The sequence below is a fragment of the Streptomyces sp. CB02058 genome, assembly GCF_001905505.1.
Classification (GTDB): Bacteria; Actinomycetota; Actinomycetes; order Streptomycetales; family Streptomycetaceae; genus Streptomyces.
Genome location: NZ_LIPG01000004.1, coordinates 795,317 through 809,544, shown reverse-complemented (window position 1 = coordinate 809,544; position 14,228 = coordinate 795,317). Strand labels below are relative to the sequence as shown.

Here is a 14,228-nt window from a genome sequence, read left to right as displayed (position 1 = left end):
TCCTAACGGAGGTTGGCGGATACAAACACGAGCAACACCAACCGCAGCGTCCGTCTGAGCTTCCTCGGTCAGTGAACTGCTCCGGTGCGACTGTAGAGGGAATCTTCGGCCGTACCAACTGACGAGCACCAGGTGCCCCGGGGGAGCCTGCCACATCTGTCAGCAGGTTCTTCGTCTGCTGGTGGTACACGGCTTGCATGGCGCTGACCAGCGCGAATGTGACGGCCGATGTGGATCTGGCGGTCTCTGGCCCGCATATGGTCCGGATCTTGGTTGTGGGTTGACCGAGACCTCGACTGGGTTGGGTAGGGCAACGGCACTGTTCGCAGTCGCCGAGTCTGGAGGGTTTGGCGAGGCGGATTCTGATGGGCCGGCTCCTATCTGTCTGCGCCCGCAACGCCCATACCGTGGCCGTTGACACCCGGCGAGGGGAGCTGCGAGCGCTGTCTTGAATCCGCGTCGATCGTTTCGGACATGATGCGTCGGTGGATGCGTTGCCGGAATCAGGGAGACATGAGTAGCGTGTGCAGGCTTGTGCCGTCTTGGTCTGTGGTGATGTGAGGGGACCCTTGCCCGATTCCGTCGCTTTGAGGTCTGCCGGGAGTGGGCATGCCTGACACCGATCTTCTGCGTGCCAGCCGTGACGGCGATCAGTTCCACTATCACTGGGCGGCTCGGCAGGCGCTGAAGCTGTTGCTCCCTGGTGCGGATTTGACTGCGATCGCCGTCGAGGGCGTGTCGCAGGATGACACGACGGGGCGCGACGGTGAAGACGTCATTGACATCGCCGAGTACTACGGCGCGACCGGACTTCGCGAAGCGAACCGCGTGGTGTATCGCCAGCTGAAGCATTCGACTGCGCGGGCCACCGAGGAGTGGACCGTGTCGGGACTTGGCGGCACCGTCAGCGGGTTTGCAGAGAAGTACCGACGAATCAAGCTGGAGTCGCCGGGACTTGAGCGGAAGGTCATCTTCGAGTTCCTATCCAACCGGCCGGTCCGCGACTCCGTTCTGCGTGCGATCAGGGTTCTGGCAGTGGGCGGTGAGCTCGGCGACTACGCTCACGAGGTCAAATTTCTCAAACAGTATGCGGGGTTCACGGACGACGCAGACGGCGAAGCCGGTTTCTTCAATCAGCTGCAAGTGGATCCCACAGCGCCGGGCTTGCTGCGACTCGAAGGGCTGTTCCGGCTGGATCTAGCCGGATTTCTGCCCGGCGCTCCCGATGTGCAGCCCCTTCTGCTGAAAGAGATGATCGCGCGACGCGCGACCTCGCTGGAGACGAATCACGTCGTCGACCGCTCCACTGTGCTTACTGCTCTCGGGGTCCCACCAGAGCGCCTTCTGCCTGCCCCCAACCTCATCGACCCGCCCGGACGCGTCATTGTGACTCCGCAGACTCGTGCGATCGTCGACGACATCGTGCGGCTCGCCCCGCGGCCTGTCATTGTCCACGCGGCCGGCGGTGTCGGGAAATCTGTGCTTACCACGCAGATTGAACGGAACTTGCCGGCGGGCTCCATCACTCTCGTCTACGACTGCTTCGGGAACGGGAGTTACCGGCGCTCCAGCTCGCCCCGCCACCAGCATCAACAAGGCTTGGTCCAGCTGGCTAATGAGCTTGCTGCGCATGCCGCTTGCGACCCGTTGATTCCGGCTGGTACGGCCCAGCCGACCGATTACGCGAAGGCATTCGTGGTGAGAGTCCGGGGCGCGGCAGAAGCCATCGCGGCCTCCACCCCGGAAGCGCTCTTGGTTCTCGTAGTGGACGCGGCCGACAATGCGGCTCTCATCGCGAGAGATGGTGGTGAGCGCGCCTTCGTCGCAGACCTGTTGCGGGAGGCACTACCGGACAACGTGCGACTCGTCATGCTGTGCCGCACCGAACGCGTCGATCTGCTGGAACCGCCGCCTGGTGTCCACAGAATCGAGCTCGCGGGATTCGGCGTCGCCGAATCCAGGCAGCATTTGGCGTCGGTGTTCGGAGTGGTCACGGAGGCACAGGCGGCCGAGTTCCACCGTCGTACCGGCGGCAACCCCCGGGTCCAGGCGTTCGTTCTCAGCACGGCGTCGGACATCGAGTCCTGCCTCGCCTCTCTCGGGGAGGCGAGGCATCCCGACGTCTCCTTGCTCGATGAACTCCTGCAGGGCTTGGTGGACCAGTGTAAGGACGCCAACCATCATCTGAGTGCGGAGATCGACCGACTGTGCGAGGCCATGGCCGCACTCCGGCCGAGGATCCCCGTAGGCGTTTTGGCCGAGCTGTGCGGCGTGCCGGCCTCGGTCATCCACAGCTTCGCAGCGGATCTCCGCCGCCCTCTGCTCGTCGATGGTGACGTCCTGCAGTTCCGTGACGAACCGACCGAGACTTGGTTTCGAACGAGGTATCGTCCGACCGGCCAGTCCCTGATTGACTTTATCGACCGCCTGACGCCGCTCGCCGCAGGCGAACCGTATGTGGCAGCTTCTTTGCCGCAACTGCTGTGGGAGGCGGGTCAGGTCGACACCCTGGTTGAGCTGGCGATGACCGACGGCGCCCTCCCCGAGGGGGACGATCTGGAACAACGGGAGATCGCTCAGCAGCGGGCTCAGTTCGCCCTCAAGGCCACGCTACGCGTGGGCAAGGAATGGGAGGCTGCCAGGCTTGCAGTCAAGGCTGGCAGCCTGGCCGCCGGCCACTCTCGTCGGCTTCATCTGCTGAGGAGCAATACCGACCTGGCGGGCGCGTTCCTGGACGCCAGCACGGTCGAAGACATAGTGGCGAACCGCAGCCTTGCCGCGAACTGGCCAGGTTCCAACCTTCACTGCGAAGGCGCCTTGCTCTCGTTCGCCGCAGGCCAGACCGACTTCGCCCGCAGTCGACTGCGCAGCGCGGCGGAATGGCTCAAGGCATGGGTGCGGCGGCCTGACGACGACGAACCACACCGACACCACGTCACCGCGGCGGACATTGCTGAAGTCGCCTTCGGGCTACTCAACACCGACGGTGTGGAGGCGTGCGCCGAGTACTTGGCCCGATGGCGCCCCAATCGAGTTGGCTTCGAAGCTGGAGTGATCATCACTACCCGGCTAGCCGACTCGGGCCGTATCGAGGAACTGGAGGCCCTCGGCCACGCGGCCACGCGCTTGAAGTACCTCCAGTTCGCCGTCGCCTATGCCGCCTGGCAGGCCAACCTCGTGTGCCAGGCACCGCTTGCGCGGCGCCTGGTGAGAATGCTGAAGCGCCAACGCAGACCCGTCTCCTTTCGCCGACATCCGGGTGTCCCGGAGGAGAACAAGGCACTTCCGGCGGTCGGTTGGATTATCGCCATGGGGCTGCGCCACGGTGTGCTGTCGGACGCGGAGGCCGAACGGATCCTGCGTCTCAATCTCCCTGACGACCTGGGCCGGGGTGCCGGAAGCCGCTACGGCCTGAACACCGACACACTTGCCCTCCTGTGCGGCTTCGCGCTGCTTTCTAAGATCCGGAGGCAGCCCTTCGATGCAGACATGGTTGCGGGCGACGACGTCCTGGAAGCGCGGCAACATCCTCATACGTACTCGCGCACACTGAACGACCACGAGCAGAGCGTCGTGCCCCTCGGTGCCTGGGCGAGCCTCTGGATCGACTGCCTAGTCGGAGCCTCCGGCGACACACAAGTCCCGTTCCGGGATCTCGTGGCCTCTATGCCGGGACAGCATGGTGGACATGAGGTGCCGTACTTCCTGTATCGAGGGGTCGCGCGACTCGGTGTCCGGATTCTCGCCTTCGGCTCGTCCGAGGTGACGCGTCAGCTCCTGCTCGACTGGTACCGGGCCACGCAGAGGAACATTGCAGACGAAGTCCTGATTGACGCCGTCCGCGCAGCGGCCCCCGTCGATGAATTGCAGCACATCGCTGTCGAACTCGCGGAGGCCGTCGCTGCGTCGCTCGACACCACTCAGGACAGTGCTGAGTACAAGGCGGAGCGGATGGTGAAACTCGCTCGCGCAGTCCAACGATTTGACACACGCGAGGCTCACGCCTACTTCACCAGGGCGATCGATCTGACCGACCGCGTGGGCGACGACGTACATGTGCTGTGGGGGAGCGTCCTCGCCGTCGCTCGCCGAGCCTCCGAGGGCAATCACGACGACGATCGCCGCGCACATCGCGTTGCACAGCTTGCCGAGAGCATTCAGCCCTATCTCGGGGACGGAATGGATCATGCCGCGGTCCTGAGCGTCATGGGCCGCTTGAACCCGACGACCGCGACAGTCGTCGCCTCCCGTTGGCGTGACCGTCGGTTGTGTTCTGAGGGTCCGTTCATTCAGGCACTTCTCGACGAGGAAGCGGGCCCGCTTGCTCCCTCCGCGGTCACTGCCCTGGCGACGGTGCCGTTCGGCGAGTACCGTGTCGGCGCCCTCCAGCTCGTTGAACGAGCCCTTCGCGAGGCTCCCGACGACGGCGAACGCATCGCCGGGATTCTGGGAGAGTTCCTGCGGGCACATCGTTTCAGCAGCGAGTCCTTCGAACGCCTTGACCACGCCACCAGCGAATTGGGCATCGACCTCTCTGGCACGTTGTTCGCCGTCCGGTCCCGCAACATCGCGTTCGCAGCGTCGTCCGGCTACAGCTCTCCCCGGTGGACGCGGGGTGAGGAGGACGAAGGGCGGATGGCGCGTACGCGACAGTTGGAGGCTGCCCTAGCAGCGTGTGATCTCTCCACCCAGGACGGCTGGGAGAAGGCTCGCCAACTGGATCGCGGATCGGACCACTTGCTGCGTATGGAGCAGGTCATCGACCACGCGGTCAGGGTCCCCCTGCGCAAACTCGACGACATGCTCATCGCATTCCAGTCCAACCCCCACCTCAGCACCTTCGACTACACACATCTGGTCCAGAGGCTGGAAGAGCTGCCCTTGCTGCCCCTGGCCGCCCGCCAGCAACTACGTCACCTCGCTGACACGGTCACCACGCGGTTCAGCCGGGAACTGACCACAAAGGGCTACGAGCCGATCAAACTACAAGGGCTCGCCGGTCTGGCCGGCACACCTGATGCGGATCTGCTCGGAACGGCACTCCGGGAACTCGGTTCGCAGCTTGCTGTGTTCCTCCCCGAGGAGTGCTACTACCTGGCGGCCCGGCTAGCTCCACGGCTCACCGGCGTACAGGCGCAGGTCGTCCTGGACGACTACGGGACCATGCTGGCCGGCCTCGCCCCCGAGGATTCGGCCGACGGGATGTTCGCCGATCTTCCCGCCAAACCAGCAGCGGCTGCAGAATGCTTCGCAGGCTATCTATGGGCGGTTCTCGGCGACCCCGAGCACGGCGCTAGGTGGCGGGCGGCGCACTGCGTCCGACTCCTCGCCGAACTCGGTTGCAAAGAAGCACTCGACGCGCTGCAGCGCTTCGCGCTGGGCAGTCTTGACGTCACCCCGTTCCACGATGCTCGTCTGCCTTTCTACGACCGACACGCCCTCCAATGGCTACTCTTCGCCCTTGCACGCGCCGCTCAGAACACGGCAACGCATCAAGGACTGATCGAATTCGAGCCGTTGCTGCGTAAGGTCGTCTTCGATGACGAACCGCATGTCGTGATGCAGGAAAGTGCGAAAGTGATCTGCCTCGCCCTGGCCTCTTCCGGCTACGGAAGTCTGACAGTAGACGAACTCAACATCGTAAGCAGCATCAACAGACCGAAGAATGTTGTCAGCCAGTCATGGGCTGAACGCAGGGCAAGGGAATCGAGTGATGCGGATGAGGGATCCCTCGCACTTGAGCCGAGCGATTTCCGGTTCGACTGGGACTTCAAAGACCGCTGGTGCAAACCGCTAGGGGAGGCTTTCGGGATCTCAGAGGAGACGGTCCTGCGACTCGTCGGGCACACCATCACGGCCACCTGGCAGCTCGCCTGTCGTGGCGTACATGAGGACGACCCCCGCTACGCGCTCAAGTTGTACAGGGAAGGAAGCACCTTCGCCCACCATACGACCTGGCCGGACGCCGACGATCTAGACTTTTATCTCTCCACCCACGCCGTGTGGACTGTCGCCGGGGAACTGCTGAAGACGCATCCCGTGTACCAGGACAGCGAGGCGGACACAGACCTGTTCACCGACTGGCTCGGTGACTTCCTACTCACACGCGACGACGGCAGATGGCTTGCCGACCGGCGAGACCCCTCGCCCCAAAGCGTCTTCCAGGGACCATACGACTCACCAAGACCCGACTGGATCTGGCGGTTGAACAGCCAGCACTTCAGTGAGCGTCTCCTGGCGAGCGACGGGTGGGTCACGGTCTGGGAGAGCTCCGACGACACGAGCTATGAGGCCGCGCAACAAGTCCTGATCCGCAGCGCTCTGGTCACTCCCGAAAAGGCCAGGGCGCTCGCGCTCGCCCTGCAGACCGCCCCTTCGTACATGGCATACCGCATCCCGGACGCCGACGACAGTGAGTACCAGTTCGATACCCAAGGCTTTCAACTGACGGGATGGATTGCCGTCCCGGACGGCCGCGAAGGCCAGGACAACAGAGACCCGCTAGCCGGCGGGGTCCGGTACCCGCCGTACCGGCCCGTTGAGGAATTCGTCGGTCTGCTTGGGCTGGAACCGGACGCAGACATGCGCGAATGGACCCGTGTCGACGGCCTCGCCCTCCGCAGCACTGTCTGGGACGACACAGCCGCGATCAGCTCGGACCGAGTAGCAGGAACTGAGGGACAGCGGCTGGAAATCCGGCGCGATGCCCTCCAGCAAATCCTTTCCCTGACCGGACGCAGCATGATCGTTGAAGTGATGATCGACCGCACTCGTAAAGACCACAATGAGCCCTACTCGGTGAGGTACGACCAAGACGATGACGAATCCCTCCCCCCACGCGAAAGGTCCTACAAGATTTACCTCTTCGATGACTCCGGAAGATGCGGAGAGCTTTGAGCGCACCCTCGAACTGGGCAAAGAGATCGCAGCTAGCCTCCGGGACCACGATGTACTGGGCCGATGGATGGCCCACCACATCGGCGACTTGATCATCCGCGCCGAGACAGCCTCTGAAGCGGAAGCTGACGACGTACGCCGTGAAACGGCGACCGCTGTGCTCGCGCTTTGGAACCACCGGGCGGCACTCCCCATCTCCAGACCGCCGCTCGACACGTTCGGGCCCGTCTTCACCGCTCTGGAACGGCTGAACGAGCCTCAAGACCCCTGGGACTTCTACCGGATGTTCCAGCGGGGGAGTGAACCCAGCGAGGACGACATGGCAGCAGCGCCGCTGCTTCGGATCGCATTGAACCTTGAGGAGATCGTCCGCCGCGTCGTACGTACGATCGTCACAGTCGCTGCACTGGAAGCCGCCGACAGGGAGGCGAAGTGGCTGAGGCTCTCTGGTCATGTCGAAGACGACGAGCAGCGAGCCGCGCGGGATGCGATCCTCGAGTTGGCACGAACCCTCGAAACGTACGCCGGTGATGCTGACGGTCAACCAGCAGCGGGGGATACCAGGCTCTCGAAGTTGATCACTGACCTCCTGCGAGCCGAGACTCAGCTCGCAGAAGCCCGGGGAGCACTTGAGGACCGTCTACCCGGGAATCGGTCAGAGAGCGAGTCCGGTGGTCCTGTGTGAGGGCGGGGACATCTGTTGCTGCTGATTGACCTCGGCAGTTCATGACGGCCTCATGCATTTGGCGGACTGTTTCGGCGTGTTGTGCTGAGGGGGCAGCGCGGGCATGCCTCGTCGATCGGTGGGGTGCCGTCGTCGCCTTCCTGAACGTCTCGGCGCCAACGATCATGTCCAGGTTTCGGGAGCATTCAGCTGGATGCCCAGACATGGGTCAAGCTTGTTGGTGTGCAGGCCGGTTGGAGAGCACTTCCACAACAACCTCGCCTTGATCGCCCTGCCCCGTCCCCGGACTGAGGTCGAATTGATCCTCGACGGAATTGGTTAGTCAGGTGAGGTGACCTGTCCAGGCATGCTCGTGGTCGCGCGTAAAGGACGCCATTACTGCAAGCTCCTGCCGCTGCGTCAATGACATGCTAAGGGCTGTCCCGTAAGCGGCGTCTTGGTTCGGCGTAGGGTCTGTGGGTCGGCGCGGCCGCGCGCTGCTGTCTCGGCGCATGAGAGGGCACCGTTGAACCCCAACCCCACCTGCTGCTTCTGCTACCAGATCATCGATCTCGAGAAGGACGGGGCAGCGACCGCGCTCAGGCTCGGCGCGGTTGACCCGGTACGAGGCGGAGCCGTGCGGCAGAAGGCCTACTCACACTCACGTTGTCTGCGCGAACGGGTTCACCCGGACATCGACCTGTGGTTCGAGTTCTGAGGCCAGGCCCACAAACAGGTTCGGGCCCGCGTTGAGCACGTCCTCGCCCGCATGAAGACCTGGAAGATCCTCCGCGACTGCCGCCTCAAGGGCGACGGCGTCCACCACGCCATGCTCGGCATCGCCCGGATGCACAACCTCGCCCTGGCCGGATAGGCCAGCGGGCCGCACAGCGGCCAACCACGCCCGAGGCGAACCGAAGATCATTTACGGGACAGCCCTTAGGGAGTTTGTTCATGGCGCCTCGTGTGACGACTGGGGCCGTGCTGGGTTTGGAGTGATGAACACCGCGAGGCAGCGGAATTCGCTACTTGGGCCCTCAAACTGGGTGTACGGACGCCAGGCGAGCGTGTAGGCGCCGCGCAGCACTCGGGTGTTGTCCGGGAAGGAACCGCCGGCCCACAGCAAGGTGCCGCTCAGTTGGCGCCCGTGGTGGATGCGGAACTCCTCGTCCCTGGTGGGCATCCTGTGTTGCCTGGGGCGCCACAGGGCCGCCTCGTTTGTGATGAGCAGGGCCAGCCCGTTCTGGTCCTCGCGGTCGCAGAAGCGTTCCAACCTTGCTACGTCCCGCAGGAAGTCCCTACGTGCGACGTCTGGGGCGTTGTGTCCGCGCAAGGCGTACTCCTCGGGAGGCGTCCCTGCTGTACCCGACCATCGTCGGGTCACGTACTTGAACTCGATTGCCGTACGGCTCGCCGGCCCCAGGCACAGTAGGTCCAGGTACTCCGAGGCGTTGCTTCCGCGCACCGGGATCTCGAGACGGCACCTGACATCCGGTGCGACCTCGCCTACAGCGAGGGCGAAACTGTGCTGGAGATCGGCCTCGGAGTGGAACACCGGCCGCCGCGCGCGTAGACACTCCAGGACTTCGTCCAGAGTGGCGCTACCCGCGATCGTCTCCAGAGTGGCGGGCGGGGGCGGGGGTGTTGGCATCGGCGTGGCCATGATGCCATTGAAGACTGTGCGGCCTGCCCATGTCAGCTGACGTCGACTACCGTCGACAGGACGTCGGCCACATTGCTGGACGCCGAGGCGCTCATGATCCGCCGAATGTATCTTAAAAGGGGCCGATACCGAGGATGCCGTCGGGCGGCAGCGATCTCCTAAAGAAGGTTGATACGACGGAACCCGGGCTTGCTCGACTACTGGGTGCAGCGGCGGGGTGCATCGTGACCGACGGTTATCAAGTCGCGCCTCGGGAGCACGTTCCGCACGCCGTACGGCCTCCTCTGAGGCTGGTCAGGGTGAGGGTGATGGCCGTGCTGCACCTGCAGCGGCAGCGCCACCGGTCGGTGGTCTTCCCCGGATAGGGCTCCAACGGCTCGAACCCGGCGGCGCGTGCCTCCGCGGCGGCTCTCGCGGGATCGGTTCGGCCACCGGATCGGGGGCACTTCTTGCAGCCGGTGGTTCCCGACCGGACGGATGACAGGCGCGTCATGACCTCGTTTCCGCAGGAACAGCGGCAGCGCCAACGGCCCGTGGTAAGGCCAGGGTACGGCTCCAGCGGTTCGAACCCGGCCGCTCGTACTTCGGCGGACGCACGCTCGTCGGTTGCCGAGTTGAGGGCACAGAACCGGCAGCCCTTCGAACCGCTGTTGACGTTGGAGTAGGTGGGGCTGGTTTCGAGACCGCATGTGGTGCATCGGCACCGCCACGGTGTTTGGCTGCCCGGGTAGGGTTCAAGCGGTTGGAGTCCGGCCGCGCGCATGGTTTCTTGGGCCTTCGGCGCGTTCGTGGCGGCGCGTTTCGCCTGGGCTTCCTTTGCCCGGCAGATGCGACAGCGCTGGCCCGCGTTACGGACGGCATTGAACGTCGGACGCCCCTCGTGCCCACAGGTCATGCAGCGCGAGGGCCAAGTCGCGTTGGTGCGGCCGGGATACGGCACGAGTGGCTCGTATCCCACAGCCCGCATCTCAGCGGCTGCGGCCTCCGCGTCGATGAGGACCGCGGCACGGGGGCGGCCGCCAGTTCGGGGCGCATAGGGTTTTCCTGCGTTCCGTGTTTCCTCATCGACCATGGCCCAGACCTCGGCCGCCGTGATGCGGGCTGCGGAGCAGGTCTCGGTCCAGCCGTTCGGCATGATGTCGCTCGTGAGGAAAGGAATGAGTCGGGCCTCATGCAGGCGGCCCAGCACGGCCTGCTCGACGTCGTAGGCGGCTGCGCCGGTGGTGTAGTCACGGGCCTGATGCAGTTGCCAACCCTGGCGTTCGTGTTGGATGAGGCGAGAGGTGTAGCCGGTGCAGGCACCGATCCCGATCTTGACGGCTTTCCACTCCTGGTGGGTGATCACGTAAACCTTCGACGGTCCTGCCAGGTCGATGCCGTGGGTGGCACAGAACTTGCATCCTCCACCAGCACGAATCTTCATGAGCGTCGGGGAGACCTCGTTGCCGCAGGTTACGCAACGGCACCGCCACGCAGTCACCGAGGTGGCATAGGGCTCCAGCGGCTCGAGCCCAGCCGCGCGCATGGCAGCCACCGCGATGTCCGGGTCGGTCTTTCTACCCGCTGCCGCACTCACGTCGGCACAGTGCCGACAGCCGCCCTGGCCCGCCAGAATGCCGCCCAGACTCGGTGACGTCTCACGCCCACAGCCGTTGCAGCGACACCGCCACGCCTTGTCACGACGCCCGGCGTACGGTTCGAGCGGTTCCAGGTCAGCGGCACGCATGAGGGCCTCGGCTTCGTCCGCGGGCCAGCGGCGTCGGCCACCCAGGGAGGGAGGGCAGTACGGGCATGCCCGAAGGCCGCGCCTGAGGTTACTCAACCTGATCTCGACGTCTCGGCCGCACGGGAGGTGGCGGCAGTGCCACAGCCCGCTCGGTCCTGGGTAGGACTCCAGCGGCTCGAGGTCGAAGTCCTTCGCCTCAATTGCGGCCCGGTCCCCGTCCGCGCGGGGCAGTTCGCGGCGACGCGACCATGCCCGGCTGATGCCCTGCCCGGCGTTCTTGCGCCCGCACGGGCCGCAGCCCCCTTGTCCGCCCTTGACCGACCCATGAGTGGGTGTCCCGATCGTGCCGCATGTTGTGCAGCGGCACCGCCAGGGCGTGTCGATCCCGGGATACAGCTCCAACGGTTCCAGACCCGCCGACCTCATGAGCGCGGCGGCCTGGTCCGGATCGACCGGCGCGTTCGGCGCGCACCATCGGCACGGTCCCCCTCCGCGTTTGATGTACGAGTAGCGCGGCTTGACCTCCCGACCGCACGGCACGTGCCGGCAGCGCCAAGGGGGTGTCGCCCCGGGATACGGCTCCAGCGGTTCCAGGCTGACCGAGCGCATCAACGCCACCGCCGCCTCCGGCGGAATCGATGCCGTGCCTGAGCAGTACCGGCAGCCACCCTGCCGACCCGCGGCAATGTTGCCCAGCCGCGGTGACACTTCTCTCCCGCACGCTTCATGGCGGCAGCGCCAGGGCTTATCACTTCCTGGATAGGGCTCCAGTGGTTCGAGCCCGGCATCCCGCATAATCAGCACCGGATCGCGTGGATCCTTCCGTTGACGTCCCGTCGCCACCCTGCCTCCTTCTGAAGTGCCCACTTTCGGGGTGAGGATCGCACGCGGCACTGACAACAGCCGCGTTGCCGTCGCGAGCTTGGGGCGGGCTTCCTCGCGGCGGCCTTCTTGCTTGGCCCTTCCGGGCTGTCCTGTTCGTGGCCTTCTGCAGCTTGTGGACGTTGGCAGGCCCGTTTTCGTCGCGAGTGTCAACGGCCATTTGTAATCCCCGGTGGCGGCCAGATGTCCCTCGCACTCATGGCCGACTCGACGTCCCCAGTGGCCAGGGCTTCGGCGTAGTCGCATGACGTCCGGTTCGTGATCATCCGAGGCCGAGGAGTGCGAGGGGGCGGCGAGGGTCGCGGGCGTTGCGGCGGAGGCCGGCCGCGATGTTCTTCACTCCGGCCGTGCGGAGGGCTCCGATGGCGAGGTTGCGCCAGGTGGCCATCGCGCGGGGTGCGTTGCCGGTCCGCAGTTGGGAGGCGTCCTCGGCGAAGGTGGTGTTGCGGACATGGTGCAGGGCCTCGATCTTCCAGTGGTCGCGGACGAGTTCGGCGAGCTGGGCCTGCTCGGCGGTCAGGCTGGTGACGGCGTAGACCGTCTTGACGGTGGTCTTGCCGGTCTTGCGGTCGGTGCGCCGACGCTTGATCTGGATGGCCTGGCGGGCTCCGGGGAAGAGGAGGCTGTTCACGGTGGCGACCTTGATCCGGCGGATCTCCGAGCGGCCGTGGCCGATGCCCCGGGTGCGTCCCTGAAGCGGGATGTCCTTCCAGGGAGAGGACTTGAGCTGTCGGCGCAGCTTCTTCTGGTTGCCCTTGACGATCACGATGTAGTGGGCGCCCCGGTCGAGGAGGTAGTCGGCGTGCTCGCGCTGGGTGTGCATCGCGTCGCTGGTGACGACGGTTCCGGCCAGGTCAGCGACGGTGTCCAGCAGCGGCTTAAAGCAGGTGATCTCGTTCGTATTCTCGCCGATGTCCAGCTGGGCGAGGACCAGGCCGGTGGTGTGCTCCAGTGCGGCGAGCAGGTGGATCTTGCGGCCCTTCGCCTTGGCCGCGCCGCGCAGGCTTTTGCCGTCCACGGCCAGGCCGCGCGGCCCGGCGGTCCCGGTCGTCTTGGGGCGGCGATCCGCGAGCCAGCGTCCGACGGTTCGGTCCAGTGCGTCGCCGTCTATGCGGGCCAGCAGTCGACGGACCGTTGTCTCGGCGGGCAGGACCCGCCTGGGCAGAAGCGGATCGGGATGGGCGCCGACCCGTTCCAGAACGTGCGCCGGGGCATCGGCGATCCATCGCTGACCGCCAGCAGCGAGGTCGCCCCGGCGAGCACGGCACACGCGGTGAGTGCGAGCACGACGGCCAGGCGGTGGCGCACCCCGCGCGGATCCCGCGGGTCCGGCACCTCGGCCAGCCGCTCCAGCAGGCCCGGGACCTCCTCGGATACGACGTCGGGATGCTCGCGGAGTTGGTCAAGGGCAGGCGGGATCAGCGATGATGCGTCGGCAGGCACGGTCTTCCACTCGGATCACGGGGCGTAGAGAACTCCATGATCTTGGAAGCCGTGCCTGTCACGTTCCGGGGCACTGCCGAGCTGACAGATCATCACGAACTGGGCGTCACGCGACAACGCCGAAGCCCTGCCCGCCAGGGAAGAAGCTCTCCGTCAAGCCCGACGTCAACCCGTCGGCGACCTGGTGCGATGTGTCCGTGGACGGAAAGCTTGCCGTCAGAACGGTGCAGAAATGGTGGCAGGGCGGCCGTGACGCGGCGTACTTTCTCCGTAGCCAGACCCTCGAGCGGGTGGAGAGGACCGCGGACGCGGGGCGGTACGTGTATTCCGACAACCAGGCCTTCGGCAAGACACAGGACTGCGTCGACGCGAAGTACAAGCAAGAGCTCTACACCGGAGTTCAGGCCTACGGTTCTGATCGCGAGGACGCCGACGCCATGAAGCGTCTGATCGTCCCCTTCACCGAGACGGTCGAGAAGTCGGATGCGTGTGACAGGCTGGCGCCGTGAGGGACAAGTTGCTCAATGCCGGTGATACGTCCGATGCCGTCGGCCCATGAAGGGCGGGCGTTCAACTCACCCCGCGAGTATGGGCTGCTGCTCTCCGAGAAGTGCACAGGCAGGAGCGCTGCGCGGCAGGACAGTTGTGGGCCGACCTGGCCCACAACTTCATGGTGCCGTTCGTGCGTGTAGAACCCCGCCCAGTCTTGCGCTCCAAATGGCACGCGTCGACCAGCAGCAGCGGTTCTCCTCTACTCCTCGCACACGTCGGACGGGCGGCTGTAGGTCCCGGGCGGCAAGCTATCCTCGGGGTTGCCTTAACGGAGCTTGGTGGATACCAACGTTGATAACAACAACCGTCACGTTCGGTTGAGTTTCTTCGGTGGGTGAGCCGAGCTGGCTGCACGATAGTCGGGAAGTCCGGCCGCACCAACTGGACAATCGATCCGCGTG

General features: G+C 65.3%; 7 protein-coding genes and 2 pseudogenes. 5 read left to right on the top strand and 4 right to left on the bottom strand.

Annotated elements, in window-relative coordinates:
• Positions 1 to 609 precede the first annotated feature (609 nt).
• From AMK10_RS24075 to AMK10_RS24060, 4 genes and pseudogenes are all read left to right on the top strand, one after another.
• Complete coding sequence (locus AMK10_RS24075; RefSeq protein WP_073749969.1) at positions 610 to 6,897, top strand: ATP-binding protein; 6,288 nt, start codon at positions 610 to 612, stop codon at positions 6,895 to 6,897.
• The gene (locus AMK10_RS24070; RefSeq protein ID WP_143194983.1) at positions 6,869 to 7,582 is read left to right on the top strand and encodes a hypothetical protein; all 714 of its coding nucleotides are present in this window, start codon (positions 6,869 to 6,871) and stop codon (positions 7,580 to 7,582) included. The genes AMK10_RS24075 and AMK10_RS24070 overlap by 29 nt, the downstream gene beginning before the upstream one ends.
• Positions 7,583 to 8,087: 505 nt before the next feature.
• Positions 8,088 to 8,279: a hypothetical protein gene (locus AMK10_RS37050; protein WP_073749967.1), complete on the top strand. Its 192-nt coding sequence runs from the start codon at positions 8,088 to 8,090 to the stop codon at positions 8,277 to 8,279.
• Between the two features lie 3 nt (positions 8,280 to 8,282).
• Positions 8,283 to 8,435 (top strand): annotated as a pseudogene (locus tag AMK10_RS24060) (transposase); the annotation flags it as partial.
• 78 nt (positions 8,436 to 8,513) lie between these two features.
• Here AMK10_RS24060 and AMK10_RS24055 read toward each other — a convergent pair.
• The 4 genes and pseudogenes from AMK10_RS24055 to AMK10_RS38190 form a co-directional block, all read right to left on the bottom strand.
• Entirely contained in the window at positions 8,514 to 9,224 is a 711-nt protein-coding gene (locus AMK10_RS24055; protein ID WP_241839653.1) for a hypothetical protein, read from the bottom strand.
• 238 nt (positions 9,225 to 9,462) lie between these two features.
• Positions 9,463 to 10,800 carry a hypothetical protein gene (locus tag AMK10_RS37485; protein ID WP_158070898.1) on the bottom strand — a complete coding sequence of 446 codons (1,338 nt, stop codon included), beginning with the start codon at positions 10,798 to 10,800 and terminating at the stop codon, positions 9,463 to 9,465.
• 1,453 nt (positions 10,801 to 12,253) lie between these two features.
• A pseudogene (locus tag AMK10_RS24045) lies at positions 12,254 to 12,928 on the bottom strand (ISAs1 family transposase); the annotation flags it as partial.
• 11 nt (positions 12,929 to 12,939) lie between these two features.
• Positions 12,940 to 13,275 carry a transposase family protein gene (locus AMK10_RS38190; protein WP_241839652.1) on the bottom strand — a complete coding sequence of 112 codons (336 nt, stop codon included), beginning with the start codon at positions 13,273 to 13,275 and terminating at the stop codon, positions 12,940 to 12,942.
• 197 nt (positions 13,276 to 13,472) lie between these two features.
• Between AMK10_RS38190 and AMK10_RS24040 the strand changes: the two genes are divergently transcribed.
• A complete protein-coding gene (locus AMK10_RS24040; RefSeq protein WP_143194982.1) occupies positions 13,473 to 13,784 on the top strand; it encodes a hypothetical protein in 312 nt (103 codons plus the stop codon).
• The last annotated feature ends 444 nt before the right edge of the window (positions 13,785 to 14,228 follow it).

Coding starts and splice junctions, on each gene's coding strand:
- AMK10_RS24070 (WP_143194983.1), top strand. CDS start 6,869: ATGACTCCGGAAGATGCGGAGAGCTTTGAGCGCACCCTCGAACTGGGC.
- AMK10_RS24055 (WP_241839653.1), bottom strand. CDS start 9,224: ATGGCCACGCCGATGCCAACACCCCCGCCCCCGCCCGCCACTCTGGAG.
- AMK10_RS24075 (WP_073749969.1), top strand. CDS start 610: ATGCCTGACACCGATCTTCTGCGTGCCAGCCGTGACGGCGATCAGTTC.